This is a genomic window from Saccharicrinis sp. 156 (assembly GCF_050589685.1).
Lineage (GTDB): Bacteria > Bacteroidota > Bacteroidia > Bacteroidales > Marinilabiliaceae > Saccharicrinis.
This window is the reverse complement of sequence record NZ_JBNGOS010000019.1, coordinates 1-17,891: the sequence shown is the minus strand read 5'-3', so window position 1 is coordinate 17,891 and position 17,891 is coordinate 1. Positions and strand designations below refer to the sequence as shown.

At 36.5% G+C, this 17,891-nt stretch carries 11 protein-coding genes; all 11 read right to left on the bottom strand.

The genetic code is table 11. The features are described from left to right. Nucleotides 1-50: 50 nt before the first annotated feature. Complete coding sequence (locus tag ACRD64_RS13120) at nucleotides 51-1,436, bottom strand: FAD-dependent oxidoreductase (protein WP_430933837.1); 1,386 nt, start codon at nucleotides 1,434-1,436, stop codon at nucleotides 51-53. 12 nt (nucleotides 1,437-1,448) lie between these two features. Then, nucleotides 1,449-2,996 (bottom strand): sodium:solute symporter family transporter, encoded by a 1,548-nt coding sequence (locus ACRD64_RS13115; RefSeq protein WP_430933836.1) that lies wholly within the window; start codon nucleotides 2,994-2,996, stop codon nucleotides 1,449-1,451. Nucleotide 2,997: 1 nt separating this feature from the next. Continuing rightward, nucleotides 2,998-5,058 (bottom strand): SGNH/GDSL hydrolase family protein, encoded by a 2,061-nt coding sequence (locus ACRD64_RS13110; protein ID WP_430933835.1) that lies wholly within the window; start codon nucleotides 5,056-5,058, stop codon nucleotides 2,998-3,000. A 37-nt stretch (nucleotides 5,059-5,095) separates the two neighbouring features. Next, a complete protein-coding gene (locus ACRD64_RS13105; protein WP_430933834.1) occupies nucleotides 5,096-6,562 on the bottom strand; it encodes a hypothetical protein in 1,467 nt (488 codons plus the stop codon). Nucleotides 6,563-6,694: 132 nt separating this feature from the next. Further along, on the bottom strand, nucleotides 6,695-8,161 hold the full coding sequence (locus ACRD64_RS13100) for a hypothetical protein (protein ID WP_430933833.1): 1,467 nt from the start codon (nucleotides 8,159-8,161) through the stop codon (nucleotides 6,695-6,697). A gap of 49 nt (nucleotides 8,162-8,210) precedes the next feature. Continuing rightward, nucleotides 8,211-9,404 carry a glycoside hydrolase family 88 protein gene (locus tag ACRD64_RS13095; RefSeq protein ID WP_430933832.1) on the bottom strand — a complete coding sequence of 398 codons (1,194 nt, stop codon included), beginning with the start codon at nucleotides 9,402-9,404 and terminating at the stop codon, nucleotides 8,211-8,213. A 74-nt stretch (nucleotides 9,405-9,478) separates the two neighbouring features. After that, the gene (locus ACRD64_RS13090) at nucleotides 9,479-10,297 is read right to left on the bottom strand and encodes a DUF4979 domain-containing protein (protein ID WP_430933831.1); all 819 of its coding nucleotides are present in this window, start codon (nucleotides 10,295-10,297) and stop codon (nucleotides 9,479-9,481) included. A 29-nt stretch (nucleotides 10,298-10,326) separates the two neighbouring features. Further along, on the bottom strand, nucleotides 10,327-11,124 hold the full coding sequence (locus ACRD64_RS13085) for a DUF6383 domain-containing protein (RefSeq protein WP_430933830.1): 798 nt from the start codon (nucleotides 11,122-11,124) through the stop codon (nucleotides 10,327-10,329). A 73-nt stretch (nucleotides 11,125-11,197) separates the two neighbouring features. Continuing rightward, on the bottom strand, nucleotides 11,198-12,307 hold the full coding sequence (locus ACRD64_RS13080; protein ID WP_430933829.1) for an IPT/TIG domain-containing protein: 1,110 nt from the start codon (nucleotides 12,305-12,307) through the stop codon (nucleotides 11,198-11,200). A gap of 18 nt (nucleotides 12,308-12,325) precedes the next feature. Next, a complete protein-coding gene (locus ACRD64_RS13075; RefSeq protein ID WP_430933828.1) occupies nucleotides 12,326-14,077 on the bottom strand; it encodes a RagB/SusD family nutrient uptake outer membrane protein in 1,752 nt (583 codons plus the stop codon). Nucleotides 14,078-14,087: 10 nt separating this feature from the next. Continuing rightward, nucleotides 14,088-17,327, bottom strand: coding sequence for a SusC/RagA family TonB-linked outer membrane protein (locus tag ACRD64_RS13070; protein WP_430933827.1), 3,240 nt, complete (start codon nucleotides 17,325-17,327; stop codon nucleotides 14,088-14,090). Nucleotides 17,328-17,891 lie beyond the last annotated feature (564 nt).

Sequence of the window (17,891 nt, the reverse complement as noted above, 5' to 3'; positions counted from 1 at the left end):
AAAATATGATAGTTCCATTAGGTTATTTCAAATGAACCTGCGCTAAAATACTATTCCCCTAAATATACATCTTGTTCTTTTAGGGTAGGTTTTAACAAACTATATTCAACATTACCTGGCAAACATTTGTTAGTTACTGACAAACCAGCTAACACTCCAGCCCCCTGACCGATAGACATGGCAATAGGTGTTACCCGAATAGCAGCGCTGGCATGATGGTCGGCACCAATAGCACGTCCCGCAAGGATTAAATTACTTGCTTCATTAACCAATAAAGAATCTACTGGAATATAATAAACACCTTCATCCCTAAGATGAACCGAGTCAGTTGTCTGTCCATCTGGCGAATGGATATCTATCGGGTATCCTCCAATAGCAATGGCTTTCTCAAACTTTCGTTCGTTAACCAAATCATCAGAAGTCAACACATATTTAGCTTGCGGGTGTCGGGACTCACGAATCCCGATATGAGGGGCAGTGCTTTCTAAAGTACAATTCTCGAAACCTGGTGCATATTTGCGCAAGAACTGGAATATTTCTAAACATTGCTTACGCCCAATAGTTTCAGCTCTACTTATATCAAAAGGATTGGTAGGATCCATACCTAGAATACGTGAAGTATTGAAGATAAACTCACCTTCGGTATTGGTTTCAAAAAACAATACGTTATCACGTGGGATGCTAACTTCTCCATTATCTTTGGCTTTTTGCCATAAATCATAAAACCCCCAAAGCGAAATACGTGAAACCCGATTCAACACTTTTTCTTTGTCTTCAGTTCTAATTTCATCATCAAACTGCTCCCAGTTTTCCTGCATATATCTTTTTAAGGCTTCCGTATTTATATTTCCAATCTTTACATTCATAGTAAGTGGCTGTGATTTACTATCCTCGTCTCTACCCAAAGTAAATGGTACACCTGAAAGCTTTACAAGTTCACTGTCTCCACTTGCATCAATAAACTGTTTTGCTTTTACCTGTTGTATTCCTCCACGGTTATGAATATAAACCGACTCAATTTTATTGTTCTCCATTTCAACATCAATTAATCTGGTATGGTATAGAATATCAACCCCAGCTTCAAGTACCATATCTTCAAGTACTACTTTTAACATTTCAGCATCAAAAGGCGTTACTGTAGAGCAATAACCGGTTCCATCTAATATATGTCCGGGACTGGCACCTAGCTTTACCAATCTATCTACCATTTCATTAGGTGTTCCGAATATTAACTGCTTACCTGCCCTGTTGTGAAAGGTCATCATTGGCCCAACACCCATAGCAGTTAGCGATCCTCCTAAAAAACCAAACTGTTCTATCAATAATACTTTAGCACCAGTTCGTCCTGCTCCAATGGCTGCGTGACTCCCTGATACTCCCCCCCCTATTATAACAATATCGTAACTACTTATCTGTTTTGACTTTAACTGTCTCATATCTATCTGATTCTATATTTCTTTCTTTTTAAACACAAATTCATGCAATATGGCTGTTGCCATAACAACAATAGCACCTACAGGAAACCACCAAAAGAAACTTATTCCTTCATTGTGCATCCAGGCAATAGCAGCAACGGCCAATAACGAACCTATTAAGATAGCAGGGAATGAACCTTTCCTCATCAAGGCCAGGAAAGCAATACCCACTAAGGTTCCATAAACGTATCCTGGGACTTTGAACCCCAAGGCCAACAGACCCCCACCTTGAGAAAAACTAAACATATATGCCAATAGCCCCAATATAGCCCCCCATACTACAATTGTATATTTTGAAATATTCACTACTTTCTGTTCTGGCATCGTTTTTAACTTTGGAAAAATAAAACCACCAACACCCATAACACTTGTTTGTGACAATGCTGCTAAAGCTGATGTTAAAGTAGATATACCAGCGGCAAACATAGCTGCGATGATAACTCCTGACACCCCATCAGGAAGCTGGTTCACCACATAATAAGGAAAAATACGATCTGGTTCGGTAGCAATAGAGCTGGCAACATTTTGTGAAAGTGGATTGATATCGTAAAATGCAACCAGTGCAATCCCCACAATGGCCATTACCCAAGTAATAATCAGTCCCAATGCAGAGAACCCTACCGCTTTACGTGCTTCTTTCAGGCTTTTACAACTCAAAGCGCATTGGGTTACCACCTGATCCACAGCGTTGGCACCAAATTGAAAGAATGTACATCCCAAGATTCCTACCCAAAGAGTATATGTTTTGTGCGGATCAAGCGATAAGTCTATCAACACTAGTTTTGCTTTTGTATCTGCAATAGTCAACATTTCACTTAATCCTCCAGGGATATCTCCAATAGCAAAAAACAAAGCAAAAAGGGCTCCAAATATAAATATGGCAAATTGTACTGCAGCCGTCCACACCACTGTTGTAATACCCCCAATATACGACCATACAACTGCAAAAACTGTGATGATGAAAATACACACGATTGTGCTTTGTCCTGTAATAACACTCAATACAAGAGCAGTACCTAATAGGCGCACCGCCTGACTCAAGGTTGCCCCCCCCATAAAGAAGGTTCGTGACAATTGACTGGTTTTAACCCCTAATCTGTTTTGAATAAAATCATATGGGCTATATATTCCCTCTTGATAATACTCTTTGAGCAATACAAAAATCATAAGGATACTACCCAGAGCAAAGCCAAATGTCATTTGCAAGTAGGTCAAATCTCCATCCGGAGAAAATACAAATGCAGGAACTGCAATAAAAGTTGACACGCTGGTAGTGGTGGCTATCAAAGCTAACGAAACAGCCCACCAAGGCAGGTTGTTTCCCCCTTTAAAAAAGCCATCCAATCCTTTATCTTTCCCCTTTACCAACTCCCCAAAGACGGTTGTTCCAATCAAAAACACAGCAAGAATTATCCAGTTTAACACTGAAAAATTACCTGTGGCAATATTGTTTTCCTGGGCTGCCAGATGAGTAAATCCCGTAAAAAAAAGGAATAATAGAAATATGTATTTTTTATTCATTTTAATAATTATTAATCAATTTGTTTAAATACGATGGGTAATTCTCACCCTTTACAGTCCCGCTACCTTTGGCTCCTGCTCCATTTGTAATTGAATCGCCAAAGCAGATAATCTTTTTATAGTTTTTTAGTAATTTATTTTCTTTTAAATATTGATATATTACGTTGGCAATAAAATGGTACCCAAGGGAAGTAGGATGAACGCCATCCGCCTTGTTGCTATTTTTTATGTTTCGTATAAACAAGTCCTGGTTGTACACTGGAACGCTCAATGCCATAAATTCTTCGAAAAGATTGACAAATAAAACCTTGTTTTTAAAAGCTATTCCCTTAACTATATGGCTCACCGAATCCATTATTTCATTGGGAGCTTGTTTGTACTTTGTTCTATCATGACGCTGAAACAAGTATGCGCTATCTACAGGAGGAGAACTCATCATTAATACCTGCGAACCGCTTTCTTTTACGGTTCTTACTATTTTTTCCAGGTTTTCTGAATACTGGGCGTAGGAAAGCATTTTTCTGGAATTGAGCATATCGTTAGCTCCCACCATCAGAATCACCAAATCGGGGTTTTCTTTAAGTACATCTTTATCTAACCTTTTTAGTAAATCAAGAGTTGAGTTACCGCCAACACCTTTATTGACAATAGTTATCTCACCTTGATCAGTTAACAAATTATCATCAGATACAACTTTACAATTGGAAGTCAACTCATTAAAAATGACTGGCATCTCTGTTTTGTTTACTAAAGTAATATTATTGGCTCCTGCATAGGTTCCTAATGGTGAACCTGGCTTTCGATATTGATGAACATCTGCCCAAAACGATTCCCCAAAAACGATTGGAACTTTAACCTTCCTAATTCTTCCCTTATGGTTACGGATACTAATTTGATGTCCTGAGCCATTTATTTCTGCCAAGCGATGAACTTGGAATTGGCTAACAGTATCTACTAATTCCAAATCTACCTTACAATTTTTGATATCCTTTGTAATAAAAGTAATGAGAGGACCATACATAGCATCGCCTTTGCAATTCTCAATTACCCCATTGGTTCCGATGGAAAAACCTTTCTCCTGACATCCTATTACAGTAGAACCAACAACCTTAGTTGGAGGCAAATTGGCACTTAAATCAAAGCCCGAACGCATATTCTTCACCGTACAATTTATAACTGTTACTCCTTGGGTTCTCCGTTCATGTAATCCCCCTTTGGGATAAGTTCTAATTCCATCTTCCGACAGTGCTTTCATTTCATCGGGCATAATCTTTCCTGGAGGATAGTCACTTTTAAAATCAACATCAAAAGCCAATCCGGAAGTCTCGGCAAGCATCTCATTGGTCGGTCGCATTTTTCCTTCTACATAACAATCCTTAAGAAGCGTATTAACCGCTCCCTGCATAAAAATACCATGACCATAGGCATGGGTAACAACCTTACACTTCAATAGCTTGGTATTCATCCCTTCAACCAGTAAGACAGAATGTTTATGCAGAGGTACAAGAGCGTTCCTTCCCTTTCCCAGCAAATGACCATAACCATAAGGTGTTGAACCATGAACAAACAAATCGGCTTTTGAAATTATGTTATTATCTCCATTTATACGGAGCATCTGCACACGATGAGCAGGCACATCATCCCCCAAATCTCTTGCCTTGAGACCTTCTATGTAATTATGGCTGCCACTTACCAACACCTCTGCAAATTCTATCCTTTTAGCCTTATTACCAAACTTTTTATGAAACTTGGTATCAATACTAATAGTTACTCCTGACAGGTAATAGCTGCTATTATTTCCTGAAAAATGTATCAAAGAGGCAATAACAAAATCTGTAGAATCCAGACCTTTTTTGTACTGTTTGAATGTACTATGCTGACTAATTTTTGTCGAGCAAAGGGTATACTCCCCTGGCTTCATTTTTACCAACACATTACTCTTGACAGCATAGTTAGCCAATTCTTCCAATGACTGAATAAAAACGGTATCGCTTAAATTATTCCTTGCGTGTACCGTAAATACAGATATCATTAATATAAATACACCAATTAGGATCTTCATTTTATAAACTTTTTATTTCCTTTTAGTTACCGTAAGATTACTTATCAACTATTTGGCTATATGTAAGTTGATTATTCTCACCATTGTCCTTTAATAATTTACCATTTGAAACTACATTACAGCCTGAAGACAATTCTTCAAAAACCACAGGCATTCCTGTTTCATTGATTAAAGTAATATCGTAAGCTCCGGAAAATTCTGAAGGGTCATTATCCGGTTTTCTATACCTGTGAACATCGGACCAAAAAGACGCTCCGAACACGATAGGTATACCTGTTGTTCTCTTTAATTCTTTATGGTTTTTAAGCGTAATCATATGTCCTTTTCCGTTAATTTCCGCAATACGGTTAATTGGGTATTTACTTTCCGTATTTATCAGCTCCAGCTCCACCTCGCAATTTTCTGCTCTGTTTCCCTGAAAGGTCAGTAATGGACCATATTTAGCATCGCCTTTGCAATTTTTAATAATTGCATCTTTTATAACAGCATACCCTTTTTCCTGACATCCAATTGCTGTACAATCAATTATTTTTGTAGGAGGTTGGTTGGCTCCTAAATCAAACCCCGAACGCATATTCTTTACCGTAGTGTTGATCACAGTAACACCTTTTGTTTTCCTGCCTACCAGGTAACCGTAGGGATAAGTTCTTACACCATCTTCTGCAAGGGATTTCATCTCGTTAGGCATTATTTCTCCTGGAGGGTAGTCACTCTTAAACCCAACACTATAAGCGGGACCTGATGTTTCGGCTAACATATCATCTGTTGAACGCATTTCACCTTCAACGTAACAATCTTTTATCAAGGTATTTTGTGCACCCTGCATCACAATTCCATGCCCGAATGCGTGGGTAACCACTTTACAGGAAAGAAGTTTAGTGTTTATCCCTGACACAAGTAAAGAAGAGTGCTTTTTATGATTAACAATGGTTTTTCCACCTTTACCTAATAAATGACCATAACCATATGGATAGGAACCATTAATAAACAATTCGGTATTAGAGATCGTATTATCATCTCCCATTACATGCATCATGATAGCTCCCTTAGTTGGAGCATCATCTCCTATATCTTTAACTTTTAATCCATTAATGGTATTGTTATCGCCACTAACAAAAATTTCAAACAAATGACTGTTTCCAAATTTTTGATGAAGTTTTGAATCTATCTTTATCGTTACTCCGCTTAGCTCATAGTAACTATTATTACCTGAGAAATGAATCAATGTAGCAATAGGATAATCGGAACCAATTTTTCCATCTTTATACTTTTTAATGATTAAACTTTGGCTTAACAAAGTATCATTTAAGGTATATTCACCAGGTAACATTTTTATATTAACATTGCTCTTGGATGCATAAGATGCCAGTTCTTGCAGCGAGGCAACATTAACAATGCCTCCATTGTTGAGATCGCATTGCTTTTTATTATTATCCGAGGAATTATGGAAAGAACATCCCCAAAATCCCACTGCTATAATTAAAGGCAAAAAGATATTATACATGATTGTAATACGATTTAAATTGTTTAGAAAGGAAGCTTTGAAATTTAATACTTTAATACCACGTAAAAAAAGTGCCGGCATTACAGTCCTTTATTTTATAATGCCAGCATTGATTAATTCAAAAACTCAGAATTATTGAACAACAATTGTATTATTTGTTCCTTCGTCTGTTACATTATTATTATTTGTTGTTATGTAATTTAACTCTGTCAGCTTATTTAAATGCAAAGGCATATTAATAGAGCTTGTTAGGTTAACACTCCAAGCTCCAGCCATATCATCGGGGTTCTCATCCGGATTTCTGAATTCTCTTACATCTGCCCAAAATGATTCTCCAAAAACAATTGGAATTTCTGAATCGAGTGCATTTCCTTCGGCATTACTAATGTTAATAGTATGTCCAGTACCATTAATTTCTGCTAAGCGCGAAGGCATATAATCACTTTTGGTGTCGAGAAGTTGAAGAGCTACACTACAGTTTTTGCTACTTGTATACCAAAAGCTAAGTAAGGGGCCATACATGGCATCTCCCTTACTATTTTGAATAGCAATTCCGGAACCTCCAGAGAAACCTTGGGTTTGACAGCCAATAGCTGTACATCCGTTAATAATTCTATCTCCGCTACATGCCACCAAGTCGTACCCTCCTCGCATGTTTTTAACTGTACAATTAATAACTGTCACATTATTTGTTTTGGTAGGTACAAGGTTTCCACTTGAATACGTTCTAATGCCATCTTCGGAAAGTGCAATCATTTGACCACTAACAATACTTCCAGGAGGGTAAACCGACCTAAAGTTATTTTCGTAAGCCAACCCCGAAGTTTCTGCAAGCATTTCGTCTGTTGTGCGAACTGCCCCTTCCACATAACACTCTTCTATAAAAGTATCAACAGCGCCCTGCATTACTATTCCATGACCGAATGCACGTGTAATCACTTCGCACTTTAACAAATTAGTTCCCGTACCGCTTATCAGCAAAGATGAATGCTTTTGTAGTTTAGATACGATAGAGTAGCTTGTGTCTTTACCCAGTAAGAAACCATAGCCATATGGAGACGAACCAGATACAAACAAATCTACTTCCTCCAGTGTATTTTGGTTTCCAAGTACTACCATTGCGATAGCCGATACTTTGGGAACGTTGTTTCCTGAGTTGGTTACCTTCAACCCTTTTATGTTATTATCACTACCTGAAATAAGAACATCAAATATCTTTTTCTCAGGTAAATCATCATATATTTCTGTATCTATAACTATTTCAACACCTGAAAGGTCGTAAATACTGTGACTTCCAGAAAAGTGCAACAATGTTACTATTGAATACACTCCTGTTACAGAACTACCTGAATAAGAATCTAAATCAAGCTCTTTTGATGTTGAAATATCATCAATATTATAAGTGCCTGGCTCCATTTTTATCTCAACAGAATCAATTGCTGCATAAGAAATTAATTCTTGCAATGAACTAATGTTTATTACATCTGTCTCCTCAATTTCTTTTTCCTCTTCTATCTCTTTTATTGTATCATCATTATCATCTCCACACGACAAGATAAAAATTGATATGAACAAAAGCCAAATTACATTTCTCACCATAACTGTTTAGTTTATTAATTGAATTACAACTTCTTAACACGGATAAACACTATACTTTATCTTGCAATTTCTTAAGTCTCAATAGTGCCTCTAAATAATAATAATCGGCATAAATAATCGGCACATCTATTTCCCACTTTTTAGGCATATGACCAACTGAATGCTCAAGAATGGCCACATTGGCATCCGCACTTAAATAATCATCTGTTGAAAGTCGCTTAAGTAGCTCTACCGCTTCATCATAATATTTTTGTTTACTCGCTTGATCATTTAAAAGCTCGTATAACTCAAACATTCCACAAGCAGCAACTGCAGCTGCAGAAGCATCTTTAGGTGTGTTTGGTATAGCTGGATCATCAAAGTCCCAAAACGGGATACCATCTTCAGGAAGACGCTCTATGAATTTATCAGCCATTTTCATGGAAGTTTCTAAAAAGTCTTTCCTTCCTGTTTCTCTATATGCAATGGCAAAACCATAAATACCCCAGGTTTGTCCACGTGCCCACATCGAATTATCGGCATAACCTTGGTGAGCTTTTCCTTCAATAAAAGCTCCAGTTTTATCGTCAAATGAGGCCAGGTGGTAAGCGGAATAATCAGGTCGAACAATGTTTTTCATGGTCACCTCGGCATGATTTTCTGCGATATCCCTTAGATGTTTACCTCCACCATTCTTAGCCGCCCAAAACAACAGTTCCAGATTCATCATATTGTCGATAATGGTATTGTGCGGATATTGAGGTTTCATTGGCCAGGAATGAATCGATCCAACAATGGGGTTGTATAACGTAGCTAGCGTATCAGCTGCCGAGAGAAGTATTTCTTTATACTGATCATTTCCTGTTAAACGATAAGCATTTCCATAACTCGGGAACATTTGAAAACCGATATCATGATCCAGGGCAGGTGTATAAGCTATTTCTTTTAAAGGAGCAGTAAATTGTTGTGCTTGTTCTTTTATTTCTTCATCTCCTGAAAATTCATAGGCATACCATAATACCCCAGGCCAAAAACCACTGCACCAATCTCGCACTCCAACACATTCCCATTTTAATTCTCCCTCTGGGATATGACGAGGAAAACTATCTGTCGCCGTTAAGTAATCAGCTGCTTCTTTTACTTTTAACACACTGTGCTTTAATAGCTTTTTAGCATCAAAACTACGATTCTTCACCTGAGTATTTTTACACCCTAACATGGCAATTATTAAAACGAAAATTACCACTCCCTTATTCAATTTCATATGTCGTATATTAAAACCTTAATTTTTGTGCCTATGATAGCATAGACTTTATCTGTATAAACTTTTCATCTTACTTAATACACAATAACCTTTTTAGTAGTTACCGATATCCCTGCAACCTTCAAAATATAAATACCTGGTTTACATTTAAAAGTCATTCTGTCATCTATGGTTATTGCAGAGCCAACTACCTTCCCTGCCATATTATATATTGTTGCAGAAGAATTCTTTCCGTTACCTGTAATTGTTATCTCATTTTCCCCTGATAGTATACTATAATCCGCATCTAGATTTTGATCATCCACATCCATTGCAAGTAAAGCTTCTTCCAGTGCCTCTATACTGGTAAATGTCTTTATCCACTCAATAGAATATCCCGCAGTTCCCTCAATAATATTCTCTGTAACTTTCCACTGCAAATAATTTAAAATAGTTGGCTCTGTTAACGACAAGTTATTTTCAGAAGAACCAAACGAATTTCTTAAGTCGTAATAATAAACATTATCTGCTAATACTCCGTCGTGGTTTGCCCCTGTAGCGTCGTTTTTATAGGTTCCTAAATTACAATGTAATTGAAACGTATGAACAGGAGCATTAATCCACTTAATGGCCAATATTGGATAAGAAGCAGGGTATACAGTTAAGTCATTAATAATAAGGTTAGCTCTATTATAAGTTTCTTGGCTTAAGTTATAACTAACATTAAAAGACCCTCCGCTAACTTGTGCTGTAGCACCATATCCATAATGGTGAATACTCCATCCTTCTGACTTATTGTTAGTGTTAAACTCGTAACTTAATGCACTTTCTTGTGCAGAAATAAACATCCTTACCTGCAAAACGATGAACAATAGAGTTAACACACGCAATTTATAGCTAAATAGATTCTTCATAATTGACCATTAGGTAATTAAAGTGTTGATTAAAACACCACAACTTTTTGGGTAATTGTTGAATCACCACTTACTTTTACAATAAAAATTCCTTTATCTGAAGCAATTGACAATTCATTTGTTGTAGCCACTGAGCTATGTACAAACCTTCCTGAGATATCAAACACTTCAACTTTAGCGTTTAACTCACATTGTTGTATGTAAATTTTATTTCTTCCAGAAATAACTTTAGTTTGTTGTTGATTTACATCATCCCCCAGATCAGTTGATTGTATATTTGCATAGGTCTTAATCGCTTCTACCGAGGCAAATGTTTTAATCCAATCTACATCTACTGTAGTATGTGTTCCATCTTCCAAATTAAATATCAAACGATCTATTTTCCCATCTGCTAAAGCAACATCTGGGAAATTGTCGCCACTTAGATCATAATAAAATACATTGGCTGCATTTACAACAGCATCATCAATAGCATTAACTTTGTTTCCATACCAAGCTCCAACACCATTTACTTTACAATACATATACGTTCTTATGGCTGGTTGATGCGATAACTGCATGGCTAAATAAGGGTAATTAGCTTTTTCAACATAAATATCTTCGCTTGGTGGATTAAGTTGAAAACCATCAGTAGAAATTCCATAAGTATAAGTTAGAGAACCAGAAGCAACTGATATGGCTCCTCCATTAAACGTAACCCATCCTTCTTTATCTTCATCGGTATCAAAAAGAAACTCAAAATCTCCTGATTGGGCAGATAAGTTAAACGTTGCCAAACAAAAGGCAAACAGCAATATTGTTTTAAAACAGATGGTAAAATTTTTCATAATAAGATTTTTTAGTGATTATTAATGGTTCCTGATTAGAAGTAATTAACATCTAATCAGGAAATGCATTTTATTAGTTATTAGCCAAGTATTCTTCCAGTTCCTCAACCGATTTAAAGTTTAGAATCCAGTCTACTGAATATCCTGGAAGACCAGTAGAAACATTTTCGGTAACTTTCCATTGTAGATAATCCAATGTTGTAGGCTCTGTTAACGAAAGGAAGTTGGTTCCATTAAAACCTTTGGTTAAATCGTAGTAGTATACATTACCATCTAACACACCATCATGGTTACCCCCTGATTTATCGTTATTGTGTGTACCTAAATTACAGTGCAACTGGAAAGTACGGGTTGGTGCATTCGTCCATCTGATAGCCAGAATTGGATATTCACCTGGATCAACCTGCAGGTTATCGTATATAAGATTGGCACGATTATAAGTTGCCTGACTCATATCATAGTCTACATTAAACGAACCTCCACTTACATTGTAGGTAGCTCCATAACCATAATTATTGATATACCAACCTTCAGAATCTCCATCTGTATCGAAGTAATGTTGTACAATAACAGGATAGAAAAATTCAGGTCCGTTAAGTTCCTGTATTCCTTTTGCAATAGTTATTACCCCTGATTCACCACCTATAGGAACCTTAACAATTATCTTATTATCATTGATAGATATAATCTCTGCTTCAACACCTTCTTGAAAATAAACGGTCACATCGTTTATATCAGATCCAAAGTTTTGACCAGTTATGATTACCTCCTCACCAGCTGCCGCTTTATTAGGTGAGATTCCATCAATCTCCATCCCTGGTAGAACTTCAAAATCTTCGCTTGTCTCAACATTATGTGTCCATACATTTACAAGTAATTTACCTGTAACAGCATCACCAGGAACCACGACCTGAATTTCACTATTGGTATAACTCGTAATATCTTCTGCCAAAACTCCATTAAAATAAATCTTAGCTGCTTGAGAATATTCACCAAACTCACTTCCTGTAATAGTAACGGTTGAACCCGCATATCCTTCTTTAGGAGAGAAACCCGTTACCATAATCTCAGGTGTTGTTGGCACATCTTTTTCAAAATCTTCTTCCATTTCGCAAGAAGACATTAAAACTGAATTTACTATTGCTATCACAATCAAAGTGATATATATATATTTATTCTTCATAATCATTTCGACTTTTAATTAATAGCCAGGGTTTTGCAATAACTTAGCACTTAAATTAATTTGAGATGATGGGATAGGCATTAAGTAATGCTTTCTTTCAAAATGGCGATTGCTTGCCGGATCAACTAAAAGTGTCGACAGTTCACCGTCGGCTGTTGTAGTAACCTGCTGCCCATATGGATAGTCTCCCGAATTATAAACACTAGGATCTGTTTCCAGAATAGTTCCTTCAACAACATGGCTAAAAATGTCTGCATTTAGTTCTTGCTCGGCTATTCCCCAACGTTTTAAATCGTAATACCTGTTTGTTTCAGCAAAAAGCTCAACGGTACGTTCTCTGCGGATTTCCTCTTTTAAATCTAAATTATAGGCAGCTGCTTTTTCATTGGAAACACCTGCAACACCAGAACGTGCACGAACTTTGTTAATTGAATAATCCAGCTCTGCATTGGTAATGGAACCGTTTAACTCATATGTTGCCTCTGCAAAAGTCAGATAAACTTCAGCTAACCTAATTTGAGGAAAATCAAAGGACTCTGTTTTATCATCCCTGTAACCTGGATAAGAATGAAACTTACGTGCATTAATTTCAACTGGGTTCTGATTATCTGCAGGAGTGTCCCAAGTATCAAAATCACAGAAATATGAAGTTAAACGATAATCACGGTTTTGATACTGACTGGAAATAGTTGCATATCCTTGAAATAAATCAGACTGGTTTGCAGGTAGTCCATCGGTGCATAAAAACATATCTAAAAACTTCCTACTTGGTGACAACCTATTTCTAACACCATGACTGATATTTGTATTTCCCTGGTAATACACAAAATCATATTTGGTATACAGAATAAATTCGTTGTTAGATTCTTTTGTTAAACCTGCTGGGTTTGAGCCTTCATCCTCTAAATTAAATAAGTAAAGCATACTTAGGTTATCTAGCTCTTCGTTATGGTTCCATAACTCGTACCCTCCGTTATCAATAACATCTATTGATAAAGAAATGGCTTCCGCAAGCATTTCATCAACTGATGGATAACCTTCTGGAATTACTGAACCAGCTCCACTGGTTTCACCATCTCCATCAGTAGTTGTACCAACATATTTTTCCCATGTTGCTTCATACAATAACACTTTAGCTTTTAAAGCCTCGGCTGCCCACTTGCTAATTTTTCCTTTATCTGCAACAGCTATACTTTGCTCAGGCAATAAGTCTGTGGTGGCCATATCTAAATCGCTTAAAATTTGATACACTACTTCGTATCTACTATTTCTTTGACCTTCCAGCTCTTCAGAATCTACATCTACTACTGTTGTAATTATAGGAACACCTCCATAACGTTGCAGCAATATAAAGTTTTGGTATGCCCTAAAGAAATAAGCCGTTGCCACATATTGGGCAATTTCGGTTTTATCCCCCTCATACTCCTCAGCTTTTTGTAATAGAATATTTATATTTCTGATGGCAGTATAACTGTCATCCCACCACGTATCGTCAGTAAGTGGCACTGTTACAACACCTCTACCATACTCTCTCGAATCGGCATTATAGGCAATCAAATCGCTACCATAATCGGTAGTATGTACAGCATCCATTCTTCTCATTCCCACCATCGATTTATAAAAAAGGTTTGAACCTGTTCTGAAATGTTCCGGTGTGTTATAATAAGCTGCCTCTGTAATTTCGTCTAAAGGATCCAGCTCGATAAACTTATCACATGCAGTGAATAGTAATAAAGTAATTGATATTATATAAATTCCAATCTTATTCATACTTCTAATATTATAATGTTAAGTTAAGTCCAAACGACCACGACCTTACTAAAGGATATGCCTTTTTAGAACTGTCTCCATATTCTGGATCATAACCATCTTTTATGCTGGTAAATTCAAACAAGTCGTTGCCAGAGAAATAAACACGTAACTTATCTATATTATGCTTACTGATTTTTACGTTTTTTAAGGTATAACCTACCACTAGAGACTTTAACCTGAGGTAACGGCTGTTTTGAACCATAAAGTCGTTATTTGCCCAGTTCCATCCTGCTCTTTTATAGTAACTGGTCATTCTTGGATAAGCGGCACCTGTGTTTTCTTCTGTCCAGGTTTTACCAATGTAAGATGAAGTTTGATTCGTCCATGTACGAACCATTGGGTAAGCCATATAGCCTGTACGAATAACGTTTTGGTTTAATACCCCTTGGAAGAATCCTGTTAAATCGAAGTTTTTATACTCAGCCCCCAAATTAATTCCATAGGTATAATGAGCTGCATTATCTCCAACATGCTTGAGGTCACCTGTTAACTTACCATCCTCATCAATATTCCCACTTCCTTCAATAGTGCCGCTTCCGTCTAAATCCAATTTTCTGGTATCTCCTGGGCGTAAAGTAGTTGAAGTAGAATAAGGACTTGGTACTTCACCTCCATTACCATAATACAATGAGTAATAGTTATCAACCTCACCTTGGTCAGCAAAATAACCATCAGTACCATAAACAAAATAAGAGTTTAGAGCATATCCTTCTACTTTAGAGTTTAAACCAGCATTTACCGCACTTACGCCTTCCATTTCAACAAGTTTGTTTCTACTATCACTCATATTCATTGAAAGACTGATAGTAAAATCCTTTGAAACACGCTTTCTAATACCTAATGATGCTTCCCATCCTTCTGTTTCAAGGACACCATAATTCGATTTAGGAGCAGAACCACCTAAAATAGCTGGTTTCTCAATTGAAATTAACATTCCATCGTTTTTCTTGAAGAAATAATCGAACGATCCGAACATCATATTATCAAATAATCTAAAATCGGTACCTATCGTAGCTATTGATACTTTTTCCCAAGTCCTTTCATTAGTCGTAATTGAGCTAACTTTAGATGTTGTTTGTTGCCCTGCATTTGTGGTACCAAAAACCGCCGTGTTATAGCTTATTGTCGAAACATAATCATGTTCTCCAATACCAGTATTATTACCCATTTCTCCATAACTCGCACGAAGTTTAAAGAATGACAAAACAGGGTTGTTTTGTAAGAAGTCCTCCTCTGTTAATATCCATCCCATAGAACCTCCAAAATAATTCTTAAACTTGTAACCTTCGTCAAACTTTGAAGACCCATCTCTACGGCCACTTACTTCAATCAGGTATTTGTTTTTATAGTTATAGTTCAATCTACCTACAAATCCAAAATATCCATAATTACCAGCGTTGCCATTATTGCTTACATCACCTTCTTCAGAACCTAATTTGATATTATATACGCCATAATCTTCAAATCCAATTCTTTTGCCGATAAGTTCATTGTAGTCAAACAGCTCTCCGTTAGCACCTACCATGGCTGCGAAATTGTGATCTCCTAACGACTTCTTGTAATCAAAATAGGCTCCATAGTTTTGGTAGTTTCTTGTCTTTTGACTTTCCTCTATACTTGATGTTGGACTAATTGAACTAGTCGCTTCTGTACCAAACCAGCCATAAGTAGGAACATTTAGAGTGTATTTTTGATATTCATAAAAATCGCTCGTTAAAGAACCTGTAAGCTTAAAGCTTAAATCCCTGTTTATTTTAGCTTTAGCTTCGATATTTAATTTAACTTGGTTTCTAATTTGAGTTTCCTTACCACCATCAACAGTTTCTGCTAATGCATTTATTCCACCTCCTTTGTAACCAAAATTAGCATTCCATTGACCGTAAGGGTTTACTGCTGGAAAAAATGAGGGATCCTGCGTAGTTGTATTCAATTCATTGTAACCTCCTTGAGGTCTTAATATTTTATACCTTAAATAAGAAACTCCACTCCTTATTTGAAACCAATCGTTTAGATCGAGTACATTATTGATACGTGCATTATAAGTCGCTTTTCCATCATAAGCAGGCTGTAAACTACCTCTGTCGTGAGCATACTTTAATGAAACACGAGTTGTTGATTTTTCACTTGAAGTTGAAATACTTAGATTATGTTGGTCTGAGACAGAACTACCATATAACTCATCGTAATTAACGTGATTAGCCAAATAAACATCTCCCCAGGTACTAGTAGTATAAATACCTTCGTACCCACTTTGCATATTTCTTAGGTTTTCTTCAGTCCACTTCCACGTATAACCTACATCACCAGCCAAACGATCCTGCTCTATCCCTTCTAACCAAACGGTTCCGTAATTCTGCATAGTAGGTGAAACAGGACTAATTCCGAGGGTTGATACACGAACAGAACTACTGTAATTAACCTGTACATCCCCTCCTTTGTTACCGCCTTTTGTGGTTACCAAAATAACTCCGTTAGCAGCCCTAGAACCATATATCGCAGCTGCTCCATCTTTAAGAATACTAATGGCCTCTATATCATCACTATTCATACTATAAAAAGCATCTGTATTTATTGCAGGAATACCATCAATTACAATCAATGGCTCGCCTCCATTCACAGAGGTAGCTCCTCTAATCTGAAAATCAATCCCTTCATCACCAGGTTGTGAGGAACTTCTTGTTACAACCAAACCTGGAGTTTGACCTTGAAGTGCCAATGCGGGACTGGATACCGCTTGATCTTCGAAAACTTCGGCTCTTACAGTTTCAATAGATCCTGTTAAAGTTTCTTTCTTCTGAACTCCATAACCAACGGCTACAACTTCATCCAAACCAATGGCATCTGTTTTTAAAACAACATCAATAGTAGTTTTTCCTTTTACTTGTATTTCCCGGGTTTTCATACCTACAAAAGAAAATACCAAAGTAGCATCCATGGGTGCTTTAAAATTGTATCTGCCGTCTAAATCGGTGATAATTCCCGAACTGGTACCTTTTAATAATATAGTAACTCCAGGAATTGCTTCTCCAAATTCATCACTAACTACTCCTGTTATTGTAATCTTTTCTTGAATACTATTTTGTGCAGATACTATTGTATTAGAAACCTGTAACAATAGTATACACAAAAGAAGAAAAGATTTAATCTTAACAGACTTACTCAACAAGCTGAAATCATTGTACCGTGAGTAACATTGTCTTCTTTTCATAGAACTTATTTTTAATTAACTTTTAAATGATGAGTTGTAATTCCAGCTGAACAATCACAACTCTAACTCTGAAAATTCATGTTAGCAAAACAAGCCATTTTCTTAATTATTGTAAACTTTTCGAATACCCAAAAGGGACTAAATCATGATTTAAAACGAAGTTGACACAAAGCTATAGCGTATCATTTTATCGGAAACCTTAAAGCGAAGAATCAATATCATTACAAAAGAACACAAACCCTATATAGCTGATTATATGAATCATAAATCACATTTAAAAGAGTCTCATTATAATATGACACCTTAATTAAGCATCAAATAACATATAATTACATACTTATCTCATACAGGAGTTCAAGCTTATTTGCAATAGAACTTGCGTAAACATATTTTAACGGAAGCACTAGTAATTGGATAATTAATTGGATTTTCAGGTGATAGAAAGATAGAGAACAATATTTTTTATAATAGAAAAGGTTATTTAAGTGTATCCCCACTACCAAGTAGGTCATAGATTTTTATCGGAGATGTACGATATTTGTTTACTGTTGGGGATTTACAGCT